Genomic DNA, 26,348 nt, shown 5'->3' with positions numbered 1-26,348 from the left:
CCCGTCCGGCGCCCTCGGGGCACAGCCGACGGGGGTCCCAGCTACGATGACGAGGGCCGACAGTGCGTCGGTGCGCCCTCCGGGGCGCGGACCGGACACCGTGGAGGAGGGTGACGTGGCGCGACGACTGCCGTCCCCGCCGCCCGTGCTGCCCGGGTTCTCGCACGTCCACGTGCTCGGCTCCGGCGGCTTCGCCGACGTGTTCCTGTACGAACAGAACATGCCCCGGCGACAGGTCGCCGTCAAGGTGATGCTGAGCGAGGTCGTCAACGACCAGGTGCGGCAGATGTTCCAGGCCGAGGCGAACCTCATGGCGCAGCTGAGCGCCCACCCCTCGATCCTCACCGTCTACCAGGCGAGCGTGTCCGCCGACGGCCGGCCCTACCTCGTCATGGAGCTCTGCTCGTCGTCGCTCAGCGACCGGTACCGCCGGGACCGCATCCCGGTCGCCGACGTCCTCCGCATCGGCGTCAAGATCGGCAGCGCGGTCGAGACCGCGCACCGGCAGGGCGTCCTGCACCGCGACATCAAGCCGTCGAACATCCTCATGACGGCCTACGGGCACCCGGTGCTGTCCGACTTCGGCATCGCCGCCTCCCTCACCGAGAGCGAGCCGCAAGAGGTCGTCGGCATGTCGATCCCGTGGTCGGCGCCCGAGGTGCTGCTCGACGAGACGAACGGCACGATCGAGTCCGAGGTGTGGTCGCTCGGCGCCACCGTCTACTCGCTGCTCGCGGGCCGCAGCCCGTTCGAGATCCTCGGCAGCGACAAGAACGGCGCCTCCGACCTGATCGGCCGCATCGACAAGGCCAAGCTCGCCCCGACCGGGCGCACCGACGTGCCGGCGACCCTCGAGCGCGTGCTCGCGCGGGCGATGTCGCGGCGGCCGGAGCAGCGGCAGGCGAGCGTGCTCGAGCTGCTGCGCGAGCTGCAGCAGGTCGAGTCCGAGCTCGGCGTGGGGCAGACGCCCATCGAGGTGGCGGTCGACGACTGGGCACTGGCCACCGTGGCCGACCTCGAGGACCGCACGCGCCTCCGCGGCGCCGCCCCGGTGCAGTCGACGCGACGACGCCGGCGCCGTCGGCGCGTGACCGAGGCGCAGGCCGCCGCCGTGCACGGGTCGGGGCTCAGCCACAGCCGCGCCGTGCCGCGCAGCACCGGCACCAGGCCGGCCCCGCGCAGCCGCCGCGCCCTGGTGCTCGTATGGTCGCTCGTCGCCGCGGCGGTCGTGGCCATCGGCCTGGGGGCGACGGCGACCCTCGTGCTGGTGCGGGCCACGTCGACCGAGATCCCGAGGGTCACCGACGTGTCGGCCACCGTCGACGGGTCGTCGGTGGTGTTCACCTGGGCCGACCCCGGCCTCCGGTCCGGCGACGCCTACATCATCTCGACGGGGTCGGACACGAGCCAGCAGACCTCCAACCGCTTCGTCGCGAGCGCGTCCGAGACGGGCGAGCGGCTCTGCATCACCGTGAGCGTCAACCGGGCCGGCCAGAGCGGTGAGCCGAGCGCCGAGGAGTGCTCCGTGGCCGGGGGCGGCGAGTGAGCCGCCTCGGCACCTGGGCGCGCTCGCGCCGGTCCGCCGTGGCCACGGGCGTGAGCGCGACGGTCGTCGTCGCACTCGTCGCGACGGTCGCGATCGCGAGCAGCGGCTACGAGGCGCAGCGCCTCGACCTCGACGACGGCACGGTGTGGGTCGCGAACGGGTCGCGCACGGCCGTCGGCCGCGCGAACACCGACGTCGCCGAGCTCAACTCGGCGGTGCGGAGCACGGGCGGCGACCTGTCGGTGGCCCAGTCGGCCGACGCCGTGCTGATGATCGACCGGAGCAGCGCGACGGTGGGCATCGTCGACCCCGCGACCGCCACCGTCGGCGACAGCGTGCCCCTGCCGCCCGAGTCCCCGGACGTCCTCCTCTCGGGCGACCGGGCGGTCGTCGTCTCCGGCGGCACGGGCGAGCTGTGGAGCCAGCCCGTCTCCGAGCTCTCGTCGTTCAGCGCCGAGGTCGACGCCGACCTCAGCCTCGGCGAGGACGCCGTCACGAGCGTCGCGCCCGACGGCACGATCACCGTCTTCTCCGGGGCGAGCGGCGACGTGTCCCGCGTCGAGCCCGGCGACTCGTTCGAGGTCGAGTCCACGCGCTCGACGTCCCTCTCGGGCTCGGGCGAGCACCAGGTCACGAGCGTCGGCACGCACTGGGCCGTGCTCGACGTCGACGCCGGGCGACTCGTCGTCGACGGCGCCGAGGTCGACCTGTCCGACTCCGCCGACGGCGGTCTCGCCCTGCAGCAGGCGAGCGACGACGGCGACGGCGTCCTCGTGTCGACGAGCACGGCCCTCATCCGGGTCCCCTTCGACGGCGGCGAGCCGACCGAGGTCGTGGCCGACCGGTCGGGACTGCCCGCGAGGCCCGTGGTCGTCGGCAGCTGCACCTACGCGGCGTGGTCCGGAGGCTCCGCCTGGAGCGACTGCTCCGCCGCGCGCGGCGGTGTCGTCGAGCTCGAGGGCGTGCCGGCGACGGCGCGGCTCGTCTTCGCGGTCGACGGTCGACGGACGGTCCTGAGCGACCCCGTGGGGGGCAGCAGCTGGGCCGTGCAGAGCCGTGGCCAGCTGATCGACAACTGGGACGAGCTGCTCGACCGGGACGACGAGCAGCAGCAGGAAGAGACCGACACCACGGACGAGCCGCCCGAGCTCGACCCCGACCAGAAGCCGCCGGTCGCGGTCGACGACGACCTCGGGGCCCGGCCCGGCACGGCCAGCACCCTCTCGGTGCTCCTCAACGACTACGACCCGAACGGCGACCCCGTGGTCGTCGACCAGGTCTCGTCCCTCGACCCGTCGATCGGCCGCCTCGACATCGTCAACGACCGTCAGCAGGTGCTGCTCACGCTGACCGACGAGGCGAGCGGCCCCGTCGCGTTCGACTACTCGATCAGCGACGGCCGCGGCGGCACCTCCAGCGCCACGGTCACCGTCACGGTGCGGTCTCCCGGCGAGAACAGCCCGCCCGTGCAGGTGCGCCGCACCTCGGCCGACGTGTCGTCAGCCGGTCGGGTCACGACGCCCGTCCTCGGCGACTGGGTCGACCCGGACGGCGACGCTTTCTACCTCGTCAGCGCCTCGGGCGGCGAGGGCATCTCGTACAAGCCCGCGGGCGACGTCGTCTACCAGGACGCCGGTGCGGGGGCGACGACGCTCGACGTCGGCCTCGTCGTCTCCGACGGCCAGGCCGAGGGGCGCGGCACCATGACCGTGCGGGTGGCCGGGTCCTCGCCGCTGACGGCCTCGTCGTTCTCCGTCCAGGCCTACGCCGGCCAGCAGCTGACCGTGCGGCCCCTGCCCTACGCCAGCGGCGGGTCGGGCTCGATCCGCCTCAACAGCGTGCCGGCCAAGAACGGCTCGACCGTCACGCCGAGCTACGAGGCGGGCACCTTCCGCTTCGTGAGCGACGAGGTGCGCACGCACAACCTCGAGTACTCGGTCACCGACGGCGACCAGACCGCGACAGGCACCATCCGGGTCGACGTGCAGTCGCCGCCCGACCCGTCGAGCCCGCCCGTCACGACGCCCAAGACCGTCTTCATCGAGACGCTGAGCACGCAGACGGTCGACGTGGTGGCGACGGACGACGACCCCGCCGGCAACGTGCTCATGGTGACGTCGACCTCCGAGGTGCCCCTCTCGTCGGGCGTGCGGGTCGAGACGCTCGACCAGCGCTACCTGCGCGTCACGCTGGCCGCGCCGCTCGACGACGGTCCCGTCACCTTCACGTACACCGTGACGAACGGGCTCGCCTCGGCGGAGGGCACCGTGACGGTGATCGAGACCCCGCGGCGGTCGCAGACGCAGCCGCCCGTCGCCACGGACGACCAGGCGACGGTCCGCGTCGGCGACGCGATCGACATCGACGTCCTCGCGAACGACGAGCAGCCGGACGGCGACGACATCTCGCTCGTCCCCGACCTCGTCCAGGGCGTCCCCGGCGACGGCGGGCTGCTCTTCGCCTCGGGCTCGATCCTCCGGTTCCTGGCTCCCGCGACGCCCGGCAACGTCACCGCCGTGTACGCGGTCGAGGGCCGTGACGGCCAGCGCGACACGGCTCAGGTGACGATCGCCGTGCGCGAGGCGGACGTCGCCACGAACAACCCGCCGGTGCCGCAGACGGTCACCGCCCGCGTCGTCGCGGGGGAGTCCGTGCGCGTGACCGTGCCGCTCGACGGCGTCGACCCCGACGGGGACAGCGTCTCGTTGCTCGGCGTGGGCACCAACCCCGAGAAGGGCAGCGTCACGAGCGTCGGCGCCGACTCGATCGAGTACCAGGCCAACGGGACGAGCGCCGGCACCGACACCTTCACGTACACGGTCGTCGACGGCCTCGGGGCCCGTGCGAGCGGCAAGGTGCGGATCGGCATCTCGGCGCGGGCCGACGGCTCGCGCAACCCCATCGCCGTCGCCGACGACGTGACCATGCGACCGGGCGGCACGATCACCGTCCGCGTGCTCGACAACGACTCCGACCCCGACGGCGGCGCCCTGTCCGTGGCGGGGGTGGAGGCCAACGACGAGGGCACGACCGCCGAGGTCGTGGACGGCACGATGATCGCGGTGCGGCCGCCTGCCGCCGAGGGCTCGTACGGTCTCGTCTACACGGTCGAGAACGAGCAGGGCGGGTCGAGCTCGAGCTTCGTGACGGTGACCGTCGACGCCGAGGCGCCGCTGAACCACCCCGTGGTCGACGACACCGTGCTCGACCTCAGCGACATCGCCGGTCGTGAGTCGGTCGACGTCAACGTGCTGACGAACGTCTTCTTCGCCGACGGTCCCGTCTCGTCGCTCGGACTCGGCATCGAGCCGGGCTACGACGGCACCTCGCAGGTGACGCCCGACCGTCGGGTGCGGGTGACGATCACCGACACGAGCCAGATCATCCCCTTCTTCGTCTCGCACCCCGACGACCCGGCCGTGCGCACGTACGCCTTCGTGCGCGTGCCCGGGTTCGGCGACGCCCTGCCGCAGCTGGACAAGACCGCCCGGCCGCTCACGGTGGTCAGCGGCGACCGCCTCACGATCGACCTGAACCGCTACGTCATCGCGGCCGGCGGCAAGAGCATCCGGCTCACCGACGCGAGCGCCGTGCGCGCCACGCACGCCGACGGCGGCGAGCTCGTCGTCGACCCGACGACGCTCGCCTACACGTCGGAGGATCTCTACTTCGGCACGGCCTCGGTGTCGTTCGAGGTGACGGACGGCTCGTCGGCCGACGACCCGGCGGGGCGGACGGCGACGCTCGTGCTGCCCATCACGGTCACGCCCCGCGAGAACCAGCCGCCCACGTTCAACGGCGCGTCGGTCGAGCTCGAGCCGGGAGAATCCCGGACGCTCGACCTGCAGCGGCTGACGACCTACCCCTACCCCGACGACGTCTCCGAGCTCCGCTGGAGCGCCGACGCGGCGTCCGCGCCCGGCTTCGCCGTCGACGTCTCGGGCCGCGAGGTCACGGTCACCGCCGGTTCCGCGACGCCGAGGGGCACGACGCAGGCGCTGCCCGTCAACGTCTCCGACGCCGTGGCGACCGGCCAGTCCGGCGCCATCCGGTTGTCCGTGGTCGGCTCGACCCGTCCCCTGGCCCAGCCGGCCGCCGACACCCAGGCCGTCCGACGGGGCACCTCCGCGTCGATCGACGTGCTCGCCAACGACCAGGCGACGAACCCGTTCCCCGGCCAGCCGCTGAGCGTCGTCGACATCCGCGGCCTCGGCGGAGGCGGCCTGCCCGCCGGCGTGTCCGTCACGCCGAGCGCCGACAACCGCACCCTGGCGGTCTCGGTCGGGCAGAACGCCCAGCCCGGCGACACCAACCTGCAGTACCGCGTCGCGGACGTCACGGGCGACCCCGAGCGCCAGGTCTGGGGCAACGTCACCATCTCGGTGCAGGACGTCCCCGACGCCCCGGCCGCCCCGGTGCGCACCGGCACCTTCACCGGCGGGCAGCTCACGCTGAGCTACGCGGCACCCCAGGCCAACAACTCGCCCATCACGCGCTTCCGCCTCACCGGCACGGGCAGCGCCGGCAGCTCGTACTCGAAGGACTGCGGCCTGTCGACGGTCTGCACCCTGACCGACCTCGACCCCGAGCAGACCTTCCGTCTCTCGGTCGTGGCGACGAACGGCCTGGGCGACTCGGCGCCGAGCGCGGCGAGCGACTCGTACAGCGCCGACTTCGTGCCGGCAGCCCCCACGGGCGTCTCCGTCTCGCCCTCGACCACGACGCCGAATGAGCTCGTGGTGCGCTGGAACGCCGTTCCGAAGCCCGACCGCGGCACCTCGGTGCTGGGCGCGGGCGGCTACGTGGTCGAGGTCACCGGGCCGGCCGACGCCCCCGGGGCGATCACCGCGTCGGGGACGGCGGCGTCCTTCGCGGGCACGCCCGGCGCCACCTACGACGTGCGCGTCTACGCGAAGAACCGGGCCCAGGTCTCGAGCGAGGCCGACTGGGCGCGCAGCGGCGTCGCACGGGGCACCGCCGTCGGGACCCCGGGCGCGTTCTCGGTCACCGCGACGGCCGCGGCCAACAAGGCCACCGTCCGGTGGGACGCGCCCGACGCGGCGGGCGGCTCGTTCCTGCGGTACTCGGTCTACCGCCAGCCCGGCGGCGGCGCACCCGTGCAGGCCTGTGCGACGTCCGGCCAGCGCATCGTCGAGAGCACCACGGCGACGGCGATCGACGACTCATCGCCCGAGGGCACGTACACGTACACTGTCGTCGCCTCCAACGGGCTGTTCTGTTCAGCGGCGACGGCGAAGGCGGAAAGCGTCACGCCGCCGACGAAGGGCACCGTCACGGTGGGTGTCGTCGCCTATGGCGACGAAGGGAGATTCGCGCCCAAGGTGACGCAGCTCGGAACGACCAATCCGCCACAGGGCGCCCAGTATCGGTATCAGTACCAAGTTGATGGGGATGGTCCTTGGAAGGCTGTCTCTTTCGGCGACTATCTCCTGGACCAGGCTGATGGCAAGGCCGTGGACGTCAGGTTCCGGGCGTGCACCCAGACCGATCGTGTCGAGTGCGGCCCGGCTTCGGATCCCACGACCGTGACACCGGAGGACACGCGCGTCGACGTCACCGCGTGCCAGGTAGGACAGGTGCTTGCCTTGAGCGCAGCTCTCGGCGGGAGGAACATCGACTCCGTCGAGGTCCAATTCAGGGCCGCGCTCAGCATTGCTTGGGGGCCAGCCACGTCAACGACTTTCGGTGAGTCGATCGAGGTTCCGGACGACGCACGCTACGTGCAGGTCCGCGGGCATGCCGGAGCGGAGAGCGATGTCAATTGGCGCCCTGCAGGCAGGCTCCTAGACATCGGATACGAATGCACGCCCGCACCCGACGCTGATCCCGAAACCCCCTGACACCCCCACGAGAGAGACGAACACCGCATGAGCATGACCCCCGAGCAGGCGACCTGGTTCTCCGAGATCTTCGGGCGCCTCGTCGCGAACGTCGACCAGGTTCTCCTGGGCAAGACGTTCGTCGTGCGGCTGTCGTTCACGGCGCTGCTCAGCGAGGGGCACCTCCTGCTCGAGGACTTCCCGGGGACGGGCAAGACGTCGCTCGCCCGGGCGATCGCGCAGAGCGTGCAGGGCACGAGCAACCGGGTCCAGTTCACGCCCGACCTGCTGCCGGGCGACATCACCGGCGTCAGCATCTACGACCAGAAGGCCGGCGAGTTCGAGTTCCACCGCGGCCCGATCTTCTCCAACATCGTGCTCGCCGACGAGATCAACCGGGCGAGCCCCAAGACGCAGTCGGCCCTGCTCGAGGTCATGGAGGAGAACCGCGTCACCGTCGACGGCGTGAGCCACGACGTCGGCAGCCCGTTCATGGTCATCGCCACGCAGAACCCCGTCGAGCAGGCGGGCACCTACCGTCTGCCCGAGGCGCAGCTCGACCGGTTCGTGATGAAGACCTCGATCGGCTACCCCGACCACGCCGCCACCGTGCGGATCCTCGAGGGGTCGGCCACGCGGGTGCACGAGGGCAGCCTCAGCCCCATCGTCCAGGCCGGCGTCGTCACCGAGATGGCCCAGCTCGCCCGGACCGTGCACGTCGAGTCGACCATCAGCGACTACGTCGCCCGGCTCGTCGAGGCGACCCGGACCGCCGAGGAGGTGCGGCTCGGCGTGAGCGTGCGCGGCGCCCTGGCGCTCGTCCGCACCGCCAAGACCTACGCCGCCTCCCAGGGGCGCCACTACGTCGTCCCCGACGACGTCAAGGCCCTCGCCGAGCCCGTGCTCGCGCACCGGCTCGTGCTCGACCCCGAGGCGGAGTTCGACGGCGTCACGCCGTCGAGCATCGTGAGCCAGCTGCTCATCGAGACCCCGCCGCCGTCCGAGCGGATCGCCGTGTGAGCGGCGCCGCACCCGGCCCCACCGACAGCCGCGCGCGTCGTGGTGCCGACACGGCCCGTGGCCGCGACCAGGCCCGCGGCCGCACCCAGACCCGGGGCGGCGGCCGCACCCAGACGCGGTCCGGCTTCGACGGCTCGTTCGCGACCGGCACGCAGGGCCTCACGAACGCCCGCACCCGCATCGTCGGCGACCGCACCGGGCCGGTGGCCGACCTGCTGGTGCTCGTCGTCCGCCTCGCCCGCTCGGCGCGGGCCTGGCTGCGGCGCGCCTACGGGGTCGTCTCGGGGGTCGTCACCCCGGTCGGCTGGGCGATGCTCGCCGTCGTGCCCGTCGGGTTCGTCGTCGGCTACCTGCTCGGCTGGCTCGAGCTCGTCGTCGTCGCCTGGGCCGCGGTCGTCGTGCTCCTGGTGGCGGGCCTCAGCCTCGTCGGCCGGAACGCGTTCCGCGTCTCCCTCGCGATCCCGCACGAACGGGTCGTCGTGGGCGAGCCGGCATCCGGCAGCGTGGTGGTCGAGAACCCGACCAAGCGGCGCATCCTGGGCGTCTCCGTCGAGATCCCCGTGGGCGCCGGCCTCGCCGAGATCGGCCTCCCCGGCCTGCGCGGGGGCGAGAGCGTCACCGAGACGTTCTCGGTCCCGACGCAGCGGCGCGGAGTGGTCCGCGTCGGCCCCGTCCGCACGGTCCGCGGCGACGCCGTCGGCCTCGTGCGCCGGGAGCTCGACTGGACGGGCGTCACCGAGATGTTCGTCCACCCCCGCACCATCGGCATCCCGAGCACGAGCACCGGGCTCATCCGCGACCTCGAGGGCAACCCGACCCGCGACCTCTCGCCGAGCGACATCTCGTTCCACGCCCTGCGCGAGTACCAGCCGGGCGACGAGCGTCGCAACATCCACTGGAAGTCGACCGCGAAGACCGGCACCTACATGGTGCGGCAGTTCGAGGAGAGCCGCCGCAGCCACATCGTCATCGCGCTGAGCCTCGCCACCGCCGACTTCGCCACCGACGACGAGTTCGAGCTGGCCGTGAGCGTCGCGGGGTCGATCGGCGCCCGGGCCGTCCGCGACGCCCGCGAGGTCAGCGTGGTGGTCAGCGAACGCACGCCCGAGTTCGCCAAGCGCAAGAACCTCGAGGTCAGGTCGCTGAGCACCCTGACGCGCACGCGCCTCCTCGACGACCTCGCCGTCGTCGAGCACGACGAGTCCGCGCTCGGCATCGTCGACGTGGCGCGCGTCGCGGGCGACCGGGTCGCGGGCGTGTCCGTCGCCTTCCTCGTCGTCGGCAGCACCGCCACCCTCACCCAGCTGCGGTCCGCCGGCCTGCACTTCCCCCTCGGGGTCGAGGCCGTCGCGATCGTCTGCGACCCCGAGGCCGTGCCCGGCATGACCCGCATCAGCGACCTGACCGTCCTCACGATCGGCTACCTCGAGGACCTCCAGAAGTCCCTCGCCCGGGCGGCCTCGACATGAGCGGCTCGCAGCAGGGCGCCGGGGCGCGACCGGGCGACCTGCGGACGCGGGTGCGTCGGCCCCGGCTCCGCGCCTCCTTCGTCCTGATCGCCACGGGGCTGCACGTCCTCGCCCTGGCCGTCGCCGCCGCCGTGTTCTGGCCGATCTACCAGAGCGCCGAGTTCGTCGTGCTGGCCGTCGTCACCGTCGCCGTCGGCGTCGTCGTGGCGATCGCCGGCGCCGTGCTGCGGCTGTCGAGCTCGTCGGTGATGCTGCTCACGGTCGTGGCCTACCTGCTCCTGGGGGTGCCGCTCGCCGTCCCGTCGCAGGCGCTCTGGGGCGTCGTCCCGACCCTGGGCGGCCTCGGCCAGCTCGTCGCCGGGACGGCGCTCGCCTGGAAGCAGCTCGTCACGGTCACCCTGCCCGTGGGCAGCTACGAGTCCTTGCTCGTCCCCGCCTTCGTGCTGCTGCTGCTCGCCTCGGTGGTCGGGCTGACCACGGCGCTCCGCTCACGACGGGGCGAGCTCGCGGCCCTGGCGCCCGTCGTCGTGTGGCTGGTCGGCATCGTCCTCGGGCCGGCGCAGGCGTTCCTGCCCGTGGCCTCGGGGCTCGCCCTGCTCGCGGTCTCGATCGCGTGGGTCGTCTGGTGGCGCCTGCGTCGCCGGCGGCTCGCCGTCGACGCGCTCGGCGGCGCCGCGGCGACCTCCCGGGCGCACGGGCACGGCTCGGTGGCCCGCCGCGCCGTCGCGGGCACCGTCGTCACGCTCGTCGTGGCCGGGGCCGCCGCCGCGGGGGCCGCCGTCGTGCTGCCGCCGAGCCAGGAGCGCACCGTGGCCCGCACGGTCGTCGAGCAGCCGTTCGACCCTCGGGACGTCGTCAGCCCGCTCACCCGCTACCGGGTCTACGAGCAGGAGCCCACGGTCGACGAGACGCTGTTCGAGGTCGAGGGCCTCCGGTCGGGGCAGCTGCTCCGCCTGGCCACGCTCGACACCTACGACGGCGTCGCCTACACGGTCGGCAGCGACCGCGTGACGAGCGAGTCCGGGTCGTTCGACCGGGTCCCGTCCGTCTTCGACCAGTCCGCCGTCGACGGCGACCAGACGTCGATCTCCGTCGCGGTCGAGGGCTACCGCGGCGTGTGGCTGCCCACCGTCGGCAAGCTCGAGTCCGTCCGGTTCGGCGGCGCGACCGCCACCGAGCGGCGCGACGCGTTCTTCTACAACGACACGAGCGGCACCGCCGCCGTCGTCGGCGGGCTCGAGGAGGGCGACCGCTACCGGCTCGAGGCCGTGCTCCCCGAGCAGCCCGCCGAGGGCGGGCTCGACGGGCTGACGCCGGGGACGGCGCGCGTGCCGACGCCCCGCGCCGTGCCGGAGGAGCTCACCGCCGCGGTGCAGGAGGCCGTCGAGGGCGTCGACGGGCAGGGCGCCCGCCTGCAGGCCGTGCTCGACCTGCTGGCCCAGGACGGCTACATCAGCCACGGCGTCGGCGCCGACGAGCCGGTCAGCCTCTCGGGGCACGGGTCGGACCGCATCGCCCAGCTCTTCACCGACCCCGTCATGGTCGGCGACGCCGAGCAGTACGCGACCGCCGCCGCGCTCATGGCCGACGACCTCGGGTTCCCCTCGCGCGTCGTCATGGGCTTCGTACCGGACCCCGACGAGCTCGCCGACGCCGCCGGGCCCGTGCCCGTCCGCGGCGGCGACGTGACGGCCTGGATCGAGGTCGACACGGCCCAGGCGGGCTGGGTCGCGCTCGACCCCGTCCCCGCCGAGCGGCCCATCCCCGAGGACGTCGTGCAGGACCCGAGCCAGGTCTCGCGCCCGGAGTCGGTCGTCCAGCCGCCGCCCCAGGAGCCGCAGGTGCGCGACGACCAGACCCCGCCGCAGTCCGAGCAGGAGGACCCGGACACGCCCCCGGCCTGGCTCGCCGTCCTGCTCGTCGTCGTCCGCGTGGTCGGCTGGGCAGCGCTCGTCGCTGGCGTCCTCGCCGCCCCGTTCCTCACGGTCGTGGCGCTCAAGCTGCGTCGCCGCCGTGCACGCCGCCGGGCCGCGGACCCGGCCGCCCGCATCACGGGAGGCTGGCGCGAGTTCGAGGACGCGGTCGTCGACCACGGCATCGCGACGCCCCGGTCCGGCACGCGCAGCGAGGTCGCCCGTGCCGTCGGCGGGTCGCGCCCCGCCGTGCTGGCGCGCGTCGCCGACCGTGCCGTCTTCGCCCCGACGCCGCCCCCGCCCGAGGACGCGGACCGCGTCTGGGTCGCCGTCGGCGAGATGCGCCGGTCGCTCGACGTCGGCCTGACCCGGTGGCAGCGGGCCAGGGCCGCGGTCTCGCTGCGCTCGCTCCGTGGATACCATGGCGGGACACGTCCCGAGCGTTAGAGGTCCCCGATGCACTGCCCCACCTGTGCCAGCCCGCTGCCCGTCGGCGCCATGTTCTGCGGAGTGTGCGGCCGTGCCGTCACCGCCGCCGACGTCGCCGCCGCGGCGGCTCGTCGCGACGACGAGGGCAGCGTCGCGGAGGCGGGCAGCGAGCCGCCGGCGTGGCAGCTGCGACAGCCGCCCCGCCCCACGACGACGGGCGAGGCCCCGTGGTGGGTGCGTGAGCGCCGGGTCGACGCGGGTACGCCCGAGCCCCGGTCCGACGAGCCCACGCCGTCCGGCGCGCCGCACGACGACCAGCCCGTCGAGGAGGCGCCCCCCGCGTGGGTCGCCCCGGTGACGACCGCGCCTCCCGGCGGCGACGCAGCGACCGTCGAGCCGCCCGCGGCCTCCACGGCACCGGCGGCTCCGATCGCCGACCGTGAGGCCGAGGCGCGGGAGCGCTCCTCGAGAGCGGCGTCCGCCGCCGCGACGACGAGCTCGGCACCCGTCGGCGAGTCGTCCTCGGCGACCGTCACGGGCGCCTCCGTGCCTGGCTCGGCCCCCGTGCCGCCGCGGCCTGCGCCCCTGCGCGAACCCGGGGCGCACGCCGACAACGGGCCCCGGCCCACGTCCGCCCCGTTGTGGACGGCATCCCTGGCGCCGCTGCCGACCGAGCAGGACGATCCCGCTGCCGCTTCCGCGAGCGAGGCGACGCCGACGCTCGACGAGCCGGCGAGCGACGAGACCGCCACGCCCGCGGGGGAGTCGTCCGACGCGGCCCGCCCGGCGGCGTCGCCCGACCCCGCGCACGGTGCCGCGGCCCCCTCGCCCGACCGCGCGACCGACTCCGCAGACGTCGAGTCGCAGACCGGCGCAGCCGGCGGTCCGGTGGCTCCTCCGGAGCACGCTCTCGACGAGCGCCACGACGACGAGGCGCCCGCGGGCTCACCGGAGGGCGCGTCCGAGGCGCCGTCAGCGTCGCCGGTCGCCCACCGCGCCGATCACGGGCACGACGCCGCCGACGACGGCGGGTCCGCGCGAGGCGCCCACGCCCACGCCCACGGCGACGCCGCCCACTCCGTGGCCCCGGGTCGCGACGCCCAGTCGTCCGTCGTCGACGGGCCGGCGACGCCCGTGCCCCTGCGGGCTCCCGGCCGTGCGAGCGAGCCCGTCGCGGGCGACACCGCACCCGTCACGCCCGTGTCCCGGGCCGAGCGCGGCGAGGGGCTCACGCCGGCGCCGGCGCCGCTGGTCGAGCCTGGCCAGCAGAAGGCCGTCGAGCACTGCACCCACTGCGGCGCCCAGCTGCACGAGGACGACATCTTCTGCCCCGAGTGCGGCGCGGTCGTGCAGTCCGTCGCCCTGTCGTTCACCGGCCCGGTGGCCCCCCTGCCGCCCGAGTGGCGCCCCGCAGCCCAGGCGCCGCCCGCGCCGACCGCCGCGGCCACCGCACCCGCGCCCGCGGCTGCACCGGCGCCGACACCCGCACCCGATCCGGCCCCGGCCGAGCGAGCCCCCGCCCCCGCCTCCGCGTCCGCGCCGGACGAGGCCGACGCCTGGCGTCCCCGTTCCGTGGCCGGGGCGCAGGCCGCCCCCTCCGACGACGGCCATGCCGACGACTCCCCGGGGAACGACTCCGCAGGCCGCGAAGGCCGTCCTCCGCTCGGCCGGGACGCGGTCCCGGGCCGCGGCGGCGACCCGAGCGGCCCGGCCGCCTCGGCCGCCTCCCGCGAGGCCGTCGCGCCGCCCGTCCTGCCGCCGATGCCCGCGGCGCCGGCCGCCTCCGCCCTGTCGGGCCTGCTCGCGCAGGACGCCCGCGCCCGGCTCGCCACCGACGACGACGTGGACGAGACGCGCCTCGTGCGGCGGGGCCCCGCCGGCACCGAGTACCTGCTGCAGTTCAGCACCGGCGAGAGCGTCACGGTCGACGGCTCGGGCCTCGTGGGCCGGGCGCCCTCGCCCCAGCCCGGGGAGCGCTTCGTCCACCTCGTCCGGATCGTCGACCCTGGCAAGTCGGTCTCGAAGACGCACCTCGAGTTCGGCCAGGAGCTCGGGGCCCTGTGGGTCAGCGACCGCTGGTCGGGCAACGGCACCGTGGTGCGGCCGCCGGAGCAGCCGGCCCGGCGGGTCGAGCCCGGCACGCGCGTCCGCGTGGCGCGCGGCACCCGGGTCGAGATCGGCGAGCAGTTCTTCGTCGTGAGCTGATCCCTCCCCAGGTCGTCGACCGGGCCGGCCGGTCCACCGACGTCGGGGGAGACCCTGCGGGGCGGGCGGTGGGCGTGGTGACCTGGGCAGCGTGACCGCCCCGCCTCCCGCCCCCGCCGCCTCCTCTGCTCCGGCCCTCGCCCTTCCCGAGCCGCCTCGGCCCACTCGCCCGCGCTGGGTCGACGCGGGCGCGCCCGCCGCCGCCCTGCTTGGGGCGGTCGCGGCGAGCTCGGCCCAGGGGCGACCCGCCCTGGTCCCGGCCCTGGCCGCCGCGGTCGCGGCCCTCGTCGCCCACGGCGTCGCGGGGGTCGCACTGCGACGGCGGTCCCGGTCCGCCGCGTTCCGCTGGCGGGCGGCCCTCGACGAGACGGAGGCGGCCTGCGGTCGCAGGCTCGAGTCACGGCTCGTGTCGCTGCGGCACCGCTGGCCGACGTCGGCCGACCTCGTCGAGAGGCTGCGGCACGGTGACCGCCCGCCGGTGACGGGCGCCCGCACCCTCGTCGTCCTCGGCACCGGAGCGGTCGCGAGCGGGCTCGTGCTCGCCGGCGACGGGCCGTCCAGGGGCGACCGTGACCCGAGGGTCGAGGCCCTCCGTGCCCGCCTCGCGACCCTCGACGACGGACCGTTGTGCGTCGACGCGGCGCGGGGCGTCCACGTCGTCGGACCCGCCCTGCTCGTCGAGTCGCTCGCGGGCGGCTACCGGGCCCAGCTCCGGCACCGGGGCGCCTCGGTCGACCTCGTCACGTGGCTACGGGTCGGGGCGGGCGACGACCCCGGGGGAGGCGCGCCTCTCGACGACGGGGCCGCCTGCGTCGTCGAGGTGTCCGCCGCGGGCGCCGTGGCGGTGGTGCGCCGCGACGGGGTCCCGTGCGCGGTGCCCCTCAGGCCGTCGTGGACCTCGTCGCACGACGCCCCCGCGGGGCGGCCGGTCAGCCCCGGGGGCCCGTGAGCCCCGCGCCGAGCCGCAGCGACCCCACGGGGACGCCCCCGCCGAGCACCTTCTCGAGGGTCTGCTCGGTGACGCGGTCGGCGGCCGCCGCGTCGACGGCGCCCTGCTCGACGAGCAGGTGCAGGGCCACGAGCGTGCCGGCACGGACGTTGCCGTCGAGCACCTTGACGGCCACGCCGACGCCGTCGGTCGTGCCCATGACCATGACGCCCTCGGCGCCGAGCTTCGCGAAGACGCCCAGCTCGTCGATCGTGACCGTGTTGTCGCGTCCCGGGCCGTCGATGGCCCAGGCGTCCGCGAGGACGGACCCCACGAGGTGGGCCGCGTCCGGGTCGCGGTCGGCCCGGACGTCGCCCGCCGACCCGGCGACCCGCGCGATGGCCCGCGCCAGGCCGGCGACCGTCGTGGCGAACACGGGCGCCCCGCAGCCGTCGGTGCCGGCGTGGTCGACGACCTCGCCGGTGAACTCGGCGACGGTCTCGCGCACGGCGGCCTGCAGGGGATGGTCCTGGGCGGTGTAGGTCGCCGGGTCCCATCCGGCCTCGTCGCAGGCCAGCAGGAACGCGGCGTGCTTGCCCGAGCAGTTCATCGCCGCGCGCCGCGGCTCGTCGAGCAGGCGCGCGCTGCGGCGGTCGCCGGGCCAGTCGGGCGGGCAGAGCAGGTCGTGCTCGTCGTGGCCGCCGCGGGCGAGCATCGCCTCGACCACCTCGAGGTGGGCGGGCGTGCCCGCGTGGCTGGCCGTCGACAGCACCGCCTGGGGGCCCTGCAGGTCGACGCCCGTCCGCAGCACGGTGATCGCCTGCAGCGGCTTGAGGCACGACCGCGGGTAGATCGTGGCGTCCGCGTCGCCCACGGCCCGCAGCACCGAGCCGTCGGGGCCGACGACCACGCCGGCGCCGAGGTGGCGGCTCTCCTCCAGCCCCGAGCGGACCAGCACCGCGAGCTCCGTGCTGCCCTCGGCGGTGAGGGGGCGGCGGGCGACGACAGGGCTCAGGTGGGTCATGATGGGGAGTGTATCGACGCCCCGCCGAGGAGGATCCCGTGCTCGACCACCACTACGCCGTGTCCCTCGACTGGACGGGCGACCGGGGCGTCGGCACGACGTCGTACCGCAGCTACGGGCGCGACGCGACCATCGCCGCGGCCGGCAAGCTGCACGACATCAGCGGATCCGCCGACCGCACGTTCCACGGCGACGCCGACCGCTGGAACCCGGAGGAGCTGCTGCTCTCCGCCCTCGCCGAGTGCCACCTGCTCAGCTACCTGCACGTCGCGGCCTCGGCCGGCGTGGTGGTCACCGCCTACAGCGACTCCGCCGAGGGGTCGATGACGCAGACCGCCGACGGCGGCGGCCGCTTCACGTCGGCGACGCTCCGTCCCGTGGTCACGGTGGCGGACGAGTCGATGGTCGAGCTCGCGGGCACCCTGCACGCCGAGGCGGCGAAGAAGTGCTTCATCGCGGCCTCGGTCGCGTTCCCCGTCGGCCACGAGCCCACGACGCTGGTGGCCCCGGCCGCCTGACCGCTCAGCCGCTCCTCCGACGGAGTGCGGCAGAATGACGGCACCCGGCGCCGCGTGCGCCGTCCCGGCCCCGTGCCGCCACCGACCCTCGACCGAGAGACCACCATGCGCCGCTCCCTCTCCCTGCTCGCCGTCCCCGTCCTCGTCCTCGGCCTCGCCGCGTGCGCCTCCGAGTCCGGCTCGGGCGACACGGCGACCCCTGCCCCCTCGACGTCCGCCAGCTCCGGCTCGGCCGCGTCCGACGGCCCCCTGCGCGCCACCGGCGAGGCCCAGGAGCCGCAGGCCGGGTTCCCGACCGTCGAGCTCGACGCCGACGGCCGTCCGACCGTCACCGTGCCCGACGCCGAGGCGCCCTCCGAGCTGCAGGTCGAGACCCTGATCAAGGGCGACGGCCCCGTCGTCGAGGACGGCGCGAACGTGACCGTCCAGTACCAGGGCCTGCTCTGGAAGGACGGCACGATCTTCGACGAGAGCTGGAAGCGCGGCGAGCCGGCGACCTTCGGCACCGGCCAGGTCATCCCCGGCTTCGCCGCCGGCATCGTCGGCCAGACCGTGGGCTCGCAGACCGTCGTCGTGATCCCGCCCGCCGAGGGCTACGGCGCGCAGGGCCAGCCGCAGGCCGGCATCGCGGGCGACGACACGCTCGTCTTCGTGATCGACATCCTCGCCGCGAACTGACCGTGACCGCTGCTCGTCGCGGCGCGCGCCTCCTCGGGCTCGCGGGCGTCCCCCTGCTCGCGATCGCCCTGGTCGGCTGCACGGACGACGCCGCGCCCGGGCCGACGGCGGCGCCGACGACGGCGGCCGCGACGGCCTGCCTCGAGGGAGGCGCGGAGTCGGACTCCGTGCAGGTCACGGGCGACGTCGGGCGCGAACCGACCGTCACGCTGCCCGCGCCGCTCTCGGCCGTGACGAGCCAGCGGACGGTCGTCACCCCCGGCAGCGGCCCGGAGACGACCACGGGCGACGTCGTCCAGGTCGCGGTCACGGTCTTCGACGCGACCACGGGGGCGAAGGTCAGCTCGGCCGGCTACGAGCGGGGCAGCGGCGAGCAGCTCACCATCAGCGCCGACTACTACGTGCCCGGCCTCGAGGCCGCGCTGCTCTGCAACCAGGCCGGCTCGCGCTCGGTCACGGTGGCGAGCGCGGCCGACATGCAGCCGGCCCAGGCGGGCACGGCGCCGCCGAACGCCGCCGCGGTGATCGTCGTCGACACGTTCTCGATCGTGCCGACCCGCGCGACCGGGGCCGACCAGCCCGCCCAGCCCGGGTTCCCCGAGGTCGAGCTCGCCGACGACGGCCGGCCGACGGTGACGATCCCGGACGCCGACCCCCCGACCGAGCTTCGGATCGAGGTGCTCAAGAAGGGCGACGGCGAGGTCGTGCCCGACCCCGCGAACGTGACCGTGCAGTACCAGGGCGTGAACTGGCGCGACGGCGAGGTCTTCGACGAGAGCTGGGGGAAGGGCACGCCCACCCCGTTCTCGACCGCGCAGGTCGTGCCGGGCTTCGCCGCCGCCATGATCGGGCAGACCGTCGGCTCGCAGGTGCTCGTCGTCGTGCCGCCCGCCGAGGGGTACGGCGACGGCGGCCAGCCGAGCGCCGGCATCGAGGGCGGGGACACGCTCGTCTTCGTCATCGACCTGCTCGCGGTGGCGTAGGCCCCGCCTAGGCTGGCGGCATGCGTCGCGTCATCCTCCTCGGCTCCACTGGCTCCATCGGCGTGCAGGCGCTCGACGTGGTGGCCGCGAACCCCGACCTGTTCACCGTCGTCGGCCTGTCCGCCGGCTCGAACGCCGCCCTGCTCGCCGAGCAGGCCCGGCGCTTCGGCGTCGAGCACACGGCCCTCGGCACCGACGAGTCGGTGGCCCTCGTGCGCGACGTCCAGGCCGACGTCGTCGTGAACGGCATCACGGGCAGCGTGGGCCTCGCCCCGACGCTCGCCGTGCTCGACTCGGGGGCCACCCTGGCCCTGGCCAACAAAGAGAGCCTGATCGTCGGCGGCGACCTCGTGCGCGAGCGCGCCGCGCCGGGGCAGATCGTGCCCGTCGACTCCGAGCACTCCGCCATCGCGCAGGCGCTGCGCTCCGGCGACCGGGGCGAGGTGCGCCGGCTCGTGCTCACCGCCTCCGGCGGTCCGTTCCGCGGGCGCACGCGAGCGTCGCTCGAGGGCGTCACGCCGGCCGAGGCGCTCGCCCACCCCACCTGGGACATGGGCCGCGTCGTGACGACCAACTCGTCCACCCTGGTCAACAAGGGCCTCGAGGTGATCGAGGCGCACCTGCTCTTCGACGTCGACTACGACCACATCGACGTGACGGTGCACCCGCAGTCGATCGTGCACTCGATGGTCGAGTTCGTCGACGGGTCGACGATCGCCCAGGCATCGCCGCCCGACATGCGGCTGCCGATCTCGCTCGGCATGGCGTGGCCCGACCGCGTCGCCGGGGTGGGCGTGCCCCTCGACTGGACCACCGCCTCCACCTGGACCTTCGAGCCCCTCGACGACGAGGCGTTCCCCTCGGTGCTGCTCGCGAAGCAGGTCGGCCGGGCCGGGGCGACCTACCCGGCCGTGTTCAACGCCGCGAACGAGCAGGCCGTGCACGCGTTCCACGACGGTCGCGTCGGCTATCTCGGCATCCTCGACACCGTGCGCGAGGTCGTCGACCGGCACACGGCCGGGCCCGCCACCCTCGAGGGGGTGCTCGAGGCCGAGCGCTGGGCGCGAGCCGAGGCCGACTCGCTGCTCGCGCACTAGTCGGCGACGCCCGGCGGGGCCCACGACCGGGAGCGCGGGCTGCGGAGGCGCGGGCCCAGGAGGCGCGGGCCGGGCAGGCTCACAGCCTCGCCATGGCCGGTGCGGGGCCGGCTCTCCGTCTCGGACGGCTACCCTTGCCCGGTGGAAACCGTCCTGCTCTACCTGCTCGGCATCGTCGTCGTCGTCATCGGGCTCGCCGCCTCGATCGCGTTGCACGAGATAGGGCACCTGGTGCCGGCGAAGAAGTTCGGGGTCAAGGTCGGCCAGTACATGATCGGCTTCGGCCCGACGATCTTCTCGCGGCGCCGCGGCGAGACCGAGTACGGCGTCAAGGCGCTCCCGCTCGGCGGCTACATCTCGATGTCGGGCATGTACCCGCCCGCCCGGGAGGGGCAGAAGGGCCGCACGGCCAGCACGGGCTTCTTCCAGACCCTCGTGCAGGACGCGCGCACGGCCAGCGCCGAGACGGTCGACCAGGGCGACGAGCACCGCACCTTCTACCGACTGCCCGTCTACAAGCGGGTCATCATCATGCTCGGCGGGCCGACCATGAACCTGCTCATCGCGATCGTGCTCTTCACCGTGCTGCTCTGCGGCTTCGGCACCGCGCAGTCGAGCACCACCGTCGGGCTCGTCAACCAGTGCGTGCTGCCGGCCGGCTCGACCGAGACCTCGTGCCCCGCCGACGCGACGCCGGCACCCGCCTACGCGGCCGGCATGGAGAACGGCGACCGCATCGTCTCGATCGACGGCGTCGCGATGGAGGACGGCGACCAGGTCACGAGCGCCTTCCGCGCCGCCGCCGACGAGACCCTCGCGGTCGTCGTCGAGCGTGACGGCGCCGAGCAGACGCTGCAGGTCACCCCGGCCCTGTCCGCCCGTCAGGTCGTCGACGCGTCCGGCGTGCCCGTCGTCGACGACGACGGAGCCCCCGTCACCCAGGAGGTCGGCTTCGTCGGCATCGGCTTCGCCACGGTGTCGGTGCGCCAGCCGGTCACGGCCGTGCTGCCCACGGTCGGGCAGAACATCGGCAACGTCGCGAACGTGATCGTCCACCTGCCGCAGCGCATGGTGGCCGTCGCGCAGGCGGCGTTCGGCGGGGGAGAGCGCGACGCCGACGGCCCCGTGAGCGTCGTCGGGGTGGGCCGGATGGCCGGCGAGGTCGTCAGCCTCGACACCGTCCCGATCGTCGACCGGGCCGCGTTCATCGTCAGCCTGCTGGCGAGCCTCAACGTCGCCCTCTTCGTCTTCAACCTCGTGCCGCTGATGCCCCTCGACGGCGGCCACGTGGCCGGTGCCCTGATCGAGGCCGTCCGCCGGGGCTTCGCGAAGCTGTTCCGTCGGCCCGACCCGGGGCCGGTCGACACCGCCAAGGTGATCCCGCTCACCTTCGCCGTCGTGATCGTCCTCGGCGGCATGGGCCTGCTGCTCGCGTACGCCGACATCGTCAACCCGATCTCGCTGATCCGCTGAGCGTCGGCGGTCCCGACATCGGGCGCCCAGCACACGGGTCTACGATCGGGGACGTGCCTGCAGTCAATCTCGGAATGCCGAAGGTCCCAGAGACCCTTGCCCCGCGACGCAAGTCGCGGCAGATCAAGGTCGGCAAGGTCCTCGTCGGAGGGGACGCTCCCGTGAGCGTCCAGTCGATGACGACCACGCCCACCCCGAACATCAACGCGACCCTCCAGCAGATCGCCGAGCTCACCGCCTCCGGCTGCGACATCGTCCGCGTCGCCGTGCCCAGCCGCGACGACGCCGAGGCGCTGCCGATCATCGCCAAGAAGAGCCAGATCCCGGTGATCGCCGACATCCATTTCCAGCCGAACTACGTGTTCCAGGCGATCGACGCCGGCTGCGCGGCCGTGCGCGTCAACCCCGGCAACATCCGCAAGTTCGACGACCAGGTCGGCAAGATCGCGGCCGCCGCGAAGGCGGCGGGCGTCTCGATCCGCATCGGCGTCAACGCCGGGTCGCTCGAGCCGAGCCTGCTGCAGAAGTACGGCAAGGCCACGCCCGAGGCGCTCGTCGAGTCCGCCGTGTGGGAGGCCTCGCTCTTCGAGGAGCACGACTTCCACGACTTCAAGATCTCGGTCAAGCACAACGACCCGGTCATCATGGTCAAGGCCTACCGTCAGCTCGCCGAGCGCGGCGACTGGCCGCTGCACCTCGGCGTGACCGAGGCCGGCCCCGAGTTCCAGGGCACGATCAAGTCGGCCACCGCCTTCGGCATCCTGCTGGGCGAGGGCATCGGCGACACGATCCGCGTCAGCCTCAGCGCGCCTCCCGCGCAGGAGGTCAAGGTCGGCCTGCAGATCCTCCAGTCGCTGAACCTGCGCGAGCGCAAGCTCGAGATCGTCAGCTGCCCCAGCTGCGGTCGCGCCCAGGTCGACGTCTACAAGCTCGCGAACGACGTCACCGACGGCCTCGAGGGCATGACGGTGCCGCTGCGCGTCGCGGTCATGGGCTGCGTCGTGAACGGCCCCGGCGAGGCCCGCGAGGCCGACCTCGGCGTCGCGTCGGGCAACGGCAAGGGCCAGATCTTCGTCAAGGGCGAGGTCATCAAGACCGTGCCCGAGGCCGAGATCGTCCAGACCCTCATCGACGAGGCGAACCGCCTCGCCGCCGAGATGCCCCCGGGCGAGGTCGGCTCGCCGCAGGTGCTGACCGTCTAGCGACCACCCCGGCCCGTCGAGGAGGCGCGGTGCAGGCTCCGGCCGCACCGCGCCTCCTGCGCGTCCCGGCCCGGTGCGCCGGGGTCGACCGACGCGGTCGGCACCAGGGCCGTGACAGGTGTGTCGCCGTGTGACGCCCCGATTGTGAGCCCGGCCCCCGGCCCCGTCACGATGGTGGGGTGCACGGTCGTGGTGCCGGCGGCAGCAGCCGGCGACGTGCGCCGCACCGTCTGAGAGGAACCGCATGTCCGAGGCAACACCCCTGATCGAGGCCCCGAAGAAGAGCCGAGGCCGCCTCGTGGCACTCGTCGTCGCGATCGTCGTCGTGCTCGCGGCCGTCGGCGTCGGCATCGCGGTGGCCAACCGCGGCGGCGACCCCGTCCGCATCGGCGTCGTCGGCGCCAGCGACCCCTACTGGGCGACCTTCACGCAGGCCGCCGCCGACGAGGGGATCGACGTCGAGATCGTCGACTTCGCGAGCTACGAGCAGCCGAACCCGGCGCTGACCGAGGGCGAGCTCGACCTCAACCAGTTCCAGCACATCGTCTACCTGGCCCAGTACGACGTCTCGGCGGGCGCCGACCTCGTGCCCATCGGCTCGACGGCGATCTACCCCCTGCCGCTCTACTCGCAGGAGCACACCTCGCTCTCGCAGTTCAGCAAGGGCGACACGGTCGCCGTGCCCGACGACGCCAGCAACCTGGCCCGCTCGCTGCTCGTGCTCCAGTCGAACGGCCTGATCGAGCTGAAGGACGGCGGCAACGCCTTCTCCGGCCTCGACGACATCGACACCGACGCGTCGACCGTCACGGTCAGCCCCGTCGCCGCCGACCTGGCGGCCACCTCGCTGCCGGACTTCGACGGCGCGATCATCAACAACGAGTACGCGACCAAGGCGGGGCTCTCGCCCGACTCGATCATCGCCCAGGACGACCCGTCCGACCCGGCGGCGCTGCCCTACGTCAACGTGTTCGCGGCCCGCGCCGACGACGCGGACGACGAGCGGTACGCGAAGCTCGTCGAGATCTACCAGGACACGAAGGCCGTGACCGACGGCGTCGTCGAGAACTCGGGCGGCACCGCCCTCACGACGAAGGTGCCCGTGGCCGACCTGCGCGAGTCGCTGGACCAGACCAAGGAGCTCGTCGGCCAGGAGGGCTGACGCCCCCTGCCGCCCTGACCGGGCCCGGCCGCACGCCCGAGGGCGCGTGACCGGGCCCTCCGCCCGTGACGAGGAGACCATGCCCGCCATCACCCTGACCGACGTCGTCAAGACGTACCCGCCCCGAGAGAAGGGCGCCGCGCCGCTGACCGCCGTCGACGGCGTCAGCCTCGACATCGCCGACGGCGAGATCTTCGGCATCATCGGCTACTCGGGCGCAGGCAAGAGCACGCTCGTGCGGCTCATCAACGCGCTCGAGCAGACGACGAGCGGCCGCATCGAGATCGACGGCCGCGCCGTCACCGGGCTGCGCGAGCGCGAGCTGCGCGGCGTGCGTGCCGGCATCGGGATGGTGTTCCAGCAGTTCGCGTTGTTCTCGTCGAAGACCGTCTGGGGCAACGTGGAGTTCCCCCTCAAGGCGGCCGGCGTGCCCAAGGCCGACCACCAACGCCGCATCAGCGAACTGCTGCACTTCGTCGGCCTCGCCGACAAGGCGCACGTCCGCCCGGACCAGCTCTCGGGCGGACAGAAGCAGCGGGTCGGCATCGCCCGTGCCCTCGCCACGTCGCCCGGCGTGCTGCTCGCCGACGAGGCGACGAGCGCGCTCGACCCCGAGACGACGCAGGAGGTGCTGGCGCTGCTGCGGCGCGTCAACGCCGAGCTCGGCATCACCATCGTCGTCATCACCCACGAGATGGACGTGATCAAGTCGATCGCGGACCGCGTCGCCGTGATGGACCGCGGACGGGTCGTCGAGATCGGCCGCACGTTCGACGTCTTCTCCGCCCCGCGCGAGGAGTCGACGCGGCGCTTCGTGTCGACCGTCGTCGCGGGCGCGCCGGCGGGGGAGGACCTGGCGGCTCTGCGCCGCCGCCACGAGGGTCGACTCGTGACCGTCCGGGTGTCCGAGGGAGGCGTCGACCAGCAGCACGTGTTCGGCGTCCTCGCGCGGCACGACGTCCGCTTCGAGATCGTCTTCGGCGGCATCGACGAGATCGGCGGCCGGACCTTCGGCACGCTCACCCTCGCCCTCACGGGCGCCCCCGGCGACGTCTCTGCCGCCGTCGCCGAGCTCGGCACCGCCGCGACCGAGCTGCCCGCCGAGACCACGACCCCGGACGCGGAGGCGCGCTGACCATGGACTCCCTGATCGCCCTGCAGCCCCAGCTCTGGAAGGCCGCCTACGAGACGGTCTACATCGTCGCGCTCACCCTGCTCTTCGGCGGGCTGGGCGGGCTCGTGCTCGGACTCGCCCTCTACCTGACCCGCGAGGGGGCCCTCTTCGCGAACCGCGTCGTCTTCGGCGTCCTCAACGTCGTCGTCAACGTCTTCCGCCCGATCCCGTTCATCATCTTCCTCGCGGCGGCCCAGCCGCTGGCGCGGGCCGTGGTGGGCACCGGCGTCGGCAACACGGCCATCATCTTCACGCTGTCGCTCGCGGCCTCGTTCGCCATCTCGCGCATCGTGGAGCAGAACCTCCTGACGGTGCAGCCGAGCGTCGTCGAGGCGGCGCGGGCGGCCGGTGCCGGGCCGTTCCGCATCATCCGCAGCGTGGTGCTGCCGGAGGCCCTCGGCCCGTTGATCCTCGGGTACACGTTCATCTTCGTCGCGCTCGTCGACATGTCGGCGGTCGCCGGCTACGTCGGCGGCGGCGGGCTCGGCGCCTTCGCCCTGCTCTACGGCTACCGGCAGTTCGACCCCGTGGTGACCTGGGGCGCGGTGCTGCTCATCATCGTGCTCGTGCAGCTGGTCCAGTTCCTGGGCAACCACCTCGCGAGGAGGGCGCTCCGGCGGTGACGTCGGACGCCTCGGTTACAGTGGGCCGCGTGACCGACATCTCGACGACGCCTCCGCCCGCGGCCGCGACGGGCGGCCCGATCAGCCCCGCCGACCTCGACCGCGCGGCGCGCATCGTGGGCGCGGTGTCGCACGCGTTCTCGAGCAAGGTCGTCGGGCAGACCTCGCTGCGCGACACCCTGCTGATCGCCCTGCTCACGGGCGGGCACGTGCTGCTCGAGAGCGTCCCCGGGCTGGCCAAGACGACGGCGGCGCAGACGCTCGCGCAGTCGGTCGAGGCGAGCTTCACGCGCATCCAGTGCACCCCCGACCTGCTGCCGAGCGACATCACGGGCACGCAGATCTACGACGCCCAGAAGTCCACGTTCGTCACCCAGCTCGGTCCGGTCCACGCCAACTTCGTGCTGCTCGACGAGATCAACCGGTCGAGCGCCAAGACGCAGAGCGCCATGCTCGAGGCCATGCAAGAGCGCCAGACGAGCATCGGCGGCACGGTCTACCCGCTGCCCAAGCCGTTCCTCGTCCTGGCCACGCAGAACCCGATCGAGCAAGAGGGCACCTACCAGCTGCCCGAGGCACAGCTCGACCGGTTCCTCCTCAAAGAGGTGCTCGACTACCCGTCGCCCGCCGAAGAGGCCGAGGTCATCCGGCGCATCGACGCCGGCGTCTACGACGAGCAGCGGGTCGACGCGCCGACCGGCGTCTCGCTCGACGACGTCGTGTGGCTGCAGGGCCTGGCCAAGCGCGTCTACGTCGACGCGTCGATCGTCAACTACGTCGTGCAGCTGATCTACGTGACGCGGCACCCGCAGCAGTACATCCCGGGCAGCCTGGCCGACTACGTGCGGTTCGGCGCGAGCCCGCGGGCGAGCATCGCCTTCACCCAGGCCGCCCGCGCCCTGGCGCTGCTGCACGGCCGCGACTACGTCATCCCCGAAGACGTGAAGCACCTCCGGCACGGCGTGCTGCGGCACCGCGTCGTCCTGGGCTACGAGGCGACGGCCGACGACGTGGCCCCCGAGACGATCATCGACGCCGTCTTCGCCTCCGTGCAGACCCCCTGA

At 73.9% G+C, this 26,348-nt stretch carries 18 protein-coding genes; 17 read left to right on the top strand and 1 reads right to left on the bottom strand.

Annotated elements, in window-relative coordinates:
* The first annotated feature begins 115 nt into the window (after positions 1-115).
* The 7 genes from FHR78_RS02175 (at position 116) to FHR78_RS02145 (ending at position 15,371) form a co-directional block, all read left to right on the top strand.
* Positions 116-1,546: a serine/threonine-protein kinase gene (locus FHR78_RS02175; protein ID WP_347878011.1), complete on the top strand. Its 1,431-nt coding sequence runs from the start codon at positions 116-118 to the stop codon at positions 1,544-1,546.
* Complete coding sequence (locus FHR78_RS02170; RefSeq protein WP_166758866.1) at positions 1,543-7,407, top strand: Ig-like domain-containing protein; 5,865 nt, start codon at positions 1,543-1,545, stop codon at positions 7,405-7,407. Before FHR78_RS02175 ends, FHR78_RS02170 begins: the two co-directional genes overlap by 4 nt.
* 27 nt (positions 7,408-7,434) lie before the next feature.
* Positions 7,435-8,406 (top strand): AAA family ATPase, encoded by a 972-nt coding sequence (locus tag FHR78_RS02165; protein WP_166758865.1) that lies wholly within the window; start codon positions 7,435-7,437, stop codon positions 8,404-8,406.
* Entirely contained in the window at positions 8,403-9,875 is a 1,473-nt protein-coding gene (locus FHR78_RS02160; protein WP_166758864.1) for a DUF58 domain-containing protein, read from the top strand. Before FHR78_RS02165 ends, FHR78_RS02160 begins: the two co-directional genes overlap by 4 nt.
* The gene (locus FHR78_RS02155) at positions 9,872-12,235 is read left to right on the top strand and encodes a DUF3488 and transglutaminase-like domain-containing protein (protein ID WP_166758863.1); all 2,364 of its coding nucleotides are present in this window, start codon (positions 9,872-9,874) and stop codon (positions 12,233-12,235) included. The genes FHR78_RS02160 and FHR78_RS02155 overlap by 4 nt, the downstream gene beginning before the upstream one ends.
* Positions 12,236-12,244: 9 nt before the next feature.
* A complete protein-coding gene (locus tag FHR78_RS02150; RefSeq protein ID WP_166758862.1) occupies positions 12,245-14,422 on the top strand; it encodes a zinc-ribbon domain-containing protein in 2,178 nt (725 codons plus the stop codon).
* A 91-nt stretch (positions 14,423-14,513) separates the two neighbouring features.
* Complete coding sequence (locus FHR78_RS02145; protein WP_166758861.1) at positions 14,514-15,371, top strand: hypothetical protein; 858 nt, start codon at positions 14,514-14,516, stop codon at positions 15,369-15,371.
* Here the strand turns inward: FHR78_RS02145 and FHR78_RS02140 are convergent.
* Positions 15,352-16,374 (bottom strand): asparaginase, encoded by a 1,023-nt coding sequence (locus FHR78_RS02140; RefSeq protein WP_166758860.1) that lies wholly within the window; start codon positions 16,372-16,374, stop codon positions 15,352-15,354. The genes FHR78_RS02145 and FHR78_RS02140 overlap by 20 nt on opposite strands.
* 8 nt (positions 16,375-16,382) lie before the next feature.
* Between FHR78_RS02140 and FHR78_RS02135 the strand changes: the two genes are divergently transcribed.
* The 10 genes from FHR78_RS02135 to FHR78_RS02090 all read left to right on the top strand — a co-directional run bounded on the left by FHR78_RS02135 (position 16,383) and on the right by FHR78_RS02090 (position 26,348).
* Positions 16,383-16,892, top strand: coding sequence for an OsmC family protein (locus FHR78_RS02135; protein WP_347878010.1), 510 nt, complete (start codon positions 16,383-16,385; stop codon positions 16,890-16,892).
* 105 nt (positions 16,893-16,997) lie between these two features.
* Positions 16,998-17,570: an FKBP-type peptidyl-prolyl cis-trans isomerase gene (locus tag FHR78_RS02130; RefSeq protein ID WP_166758859.1), complete on the top strand. Its 573-nt coding sequence runs from the start codon at positions 16,998-17,000 to the stop codon at positions 17,568-17,570.
* A gap of 2 nt (positions 17,571-17,572) precedes the next feature.
* Positions 17,573-18,553 carry an FKBP-type peptidyl-prolyl cis-trans isomerase gene (locus FHR78_RS15500; protein ID WP_166758858.1) on the top strand — a complete coding sequence of 327 codons (981 nt, stop codon included), beginning with the start codon at positions 17,573-17,575 and terminating at the stop codon, positions 18,551-18,553.
* A 20-nt stretch (positions 18,554-18,573) separates the two neighbouring features.
* Entirely contained in the window at positions 18,574-19,650 is a 1,077-nt protein-coding gene (locus FHR78_RS02120; RefSeq protein WP_166758857.1) for a 1-deoxy-D-xylulose-5-phosphate reductoisomerase, read from the top strand.
* A gap of 141 nt (positions 19,651-19,791) precedes the next feature.
* Positions 19,792-21,123: a site-2 protease family protein gene (locus FHR78_RS02115; RefSeq protein WP_166758856.1), complete on the top strand. Its 1,332-nt coding sequence runs from the start codon at positions 19,792-19,794 to the stop codon at positions 21,121-21,123.
* A 53-nt stretch (positions 21,124-21,176) separates the two neighbouring features.
* Positions 21,177-22,325 carry a flavodoxin-dependent (E)-4-hydroxy-3-methylbut-2-enyl-diphosphate synthase gene (gene ispG / locus FHR78_RS02110; protein ID WP_347878009.1) on the top strand — a complete coding sequence of 383 codons (1,149 nt, stop codon included), beginning with the start codon at positions 21,177-21,179 and terminating at the stop codon, positions 22,323-22,325.
* Positions 22,326-22,569: 244 nt separating this feature from the next.
* A complete protein-coding gene (locus tag FHR78_RS02105; RefSeq protein ID WP_166758854.1) occupies positions 22,570-23,487 on the top strand; it encodes a MetQ/NlpA family ABC transporter substrate-binding protein in 918 nt (305 codons plus the stop codon).
* 79 nt (positions 23,488-23,566) lie between these two features.
* Complete coding sequence (locus FHR78_RS02100; protein ID WP_166758853.1) at positions 23,567-24,622, top strand: methionine ABC transporter ATP-binding protein; 1,056 nt, start codon at positions 23,567-23,569, stop codon at positions 24,620-24,622.
* A 2-nt stretch (positions 24,623-24,624) separates the two neighbouring features.
* Entirely contained in the window at positions 24,625-25,284 is a 660-nt protein-coding gene (locus FHR78_RS02095) for a methionine ABC transporter permease (RefSeq protein ID WP_166758852.1), read from the top strand.
* Positions 25,285-25,313: 29 nt separating this feature from the next.
* Positions 25,314-26,348 (top strand): AAA family ATPase, encoded by a 1,035-nt coding sequence (locus FHR78_RS02090; RefSeq protein ID WP_432207134.1) that lies wholly within the window; start codon positions 25,314-25,316, stop codon positions 26,346-26,348.

It is taken from the genome of Frigoribacterium faeni, assembly GCF_011761235.1.
Classification (GTDB): domain Bacteria; phylum Actinomycetota; class Actinomycetes; order Actinomycetales; family Microbacteriaceae; genus Frigoribacterium; species Frigoribacterium faeni_A.
This window is presented reverse-complemented; position numbering and strand designations above follow the sequence as displayed.